Consider the following 1,957-nt stretch of genomic DNA (forward strand, 5'->3'; position numbering starts at 1 on the left):
CACCTGCCCGTCTCCCCCGACGAGATCGCCGACGCCGCGATCGGCGCCGCCGAGGCAGGCGCCGCTATTGTGCACATGCACGCCCGCGACCCCAGGGACGGCCGCCCCTCCCAGGACCCCGAGCACTTCGCCCCGATCCTGGACAAGCTCAAGCGCAACACCGACGCCGTCATCAACATCACCACGGGCGGCTCGCCGCACATGAGCGTCGAGGAGCGGATGCAGCCGGCGGCGCTGTTCAAGCCGGAGCTTGCCTCACTCAACATGGGCTCGATGAACTTCGGGCTGTACCCGATGCTGGACCGCTTCACCGAGTTCGGCCACGACTGGGAGCGCGAGGGGCTCGAAAAGAGCCGCGACCTCGTCTTCAAGAACACCTTCCAGGACATCGAGACCATCCTGGGCATCGGCAACCAGAACGGCACCCGCTTCGAGTTTGAGTGCTACGACATCTCGCACCTGAACAACCTCGCGCACTTCCACGGCCGCGGGCTGGCCAGGGGCCCGCTGTTCGTCCAGTCGGTCTTCGGCCTGCTCGGCGGCATCGGCGCGCACCCCGAGGACCTCATGCACATGCGACGCACGGCGGACCGCCTGCTCGGCGAGGACTATGAGTGGTCCATCCTGGGCGCCGGCAGAAACCAGATGCCGCTCGCCACAATCGGCGCCGCCATGGGCTCCCACGTCCGGGTGGGCCTGGAGGATTCCCTGTGGATCGGTCCCGGCCAGCTCGCCGCGTCCAACGCCGAACAGGTCACCCGGATCCGCACCATCCTGGAAGCCCTCAATTTTGAGGTCGCCACCCCCGACGAGGCGCGACAGATGCTGCAGCTCAAGGGCCGGGAAAACGTAGGGTTCTGAACCGATGAGCATCCTGGTGGCCCCGGACAGTTTCAAGGGCACCTTCACGGCTTCCGAGGTGGCCGGGCACATCGCGGCCGGCATCCGCACGGCCGGCGCGGCGGCCCGAGAGCTGCCCGTGGCCGACGGCGGCGAGGGCACCACCGAGGCCCTCGCCCGCGGTCTGGACGCCCGGCCCGTCCTTGTCACCACGGTCGGGCCGTGGGGCGAACCCCTCGAGGCGGCGGTCGGGCTCACCGCCGACGGGACCGCCGTCGTCGAACTGGCCGTCGCGAGCGGCCTCAACCTGCCGTCCGCCGGCGGCCGGGACCCGCTGACGGCGAGCACGTACGGCACCGGCGTCCTGATCGCGGAGGCCGCCCGGCACGGCGCACGCCGCATCGTGGTGGCGGCAGGGGGCTCGGCCACCACCGACGGCGGGGCCGGCGCCATCGCCGCGATCGAGGAACGCGGCGGGCTCCGCGGTGCCGAGCTGGTGATCCTGAGTGATGTCACGACGCGTTTTTCCGACGCCGCACGCGTGTTCGGGCCGCAGAAGGGAGCCGGGCCGGCCGCGGTTGAGCTGCTGACACACAGACTCGAGCTGCTCGCCGCGGAGTTCGCCCGGGACTACGGCCGCGATCCCCGCCTGGTGGACCGGACCGGCGCGGCGGGTGGCTTCTCCGGCGGAATGTGGGCCCGTTACGGCGCCCGCCTGGTGTCAGGGGCGGACTATGTCCTGGATCTGCTGGGCTTCGACGCGCAACTGGCCGCCAGCAGCGCGGTGGTGGTCGGCGAGGGCCGGCTGGATTCCCAGACCGGCCAGGGGAAGATCATCGGTGCCATCCTGGCCCGTGCCGGCACCACGCCGGTGTATGCGGTGGTGGGATCGGTGGATCCGGACCTCGGCGACTACGCAGACAGCTTTGCCCGCATCATCGTGGCCGGAGATCCGGCAGCCATGCAGGCGGCGGGGGCGGAACTGGCCCGTGCGGCTTCGGCGGCTTCCCCTGCTGGCGCTGCTCCTGCTCCTGCTTACCCGTGAGTCCGCGGGACATGTCCTCCTTGGCCCGCGCCAGTGGACATACTCCCTTTGTGCCCATCCCCGGACCTGAAG

Annotated in this window: 2 protein-coding genes; both read left to right on the forward strand. The window is 70.6% G+C overall.

Translation table 11 applies throughout. The features are described 5' to 3' along the window. Positions 1–861, forward strand: an 861-nt coding sequence (locus LQV45_RS28650; RefSeq protein WP_230010376.1) for a 3-keto-5-aminohexanoate cleavage protein, incomplete at its 5' end; no start/stop codon positions are given. Between the two features lie 4 nt (positions 862–865). After that, positions 866–1,885 (forward strand): glycerate kinase, encoded by a 1,020-nt coding sequence (locus tag LQV45_RS28655; RefSeq protein WP_230010379.1) that lies wholly within the window; start codon positions 866–868, stop codon positions 1,883–1,885. Positions 1,886–1,957: the final 72 nt, after the last annotated feature.

It is taken from the genome of Microbacterium sp. Bi128, from assembly GCF_918698205.1.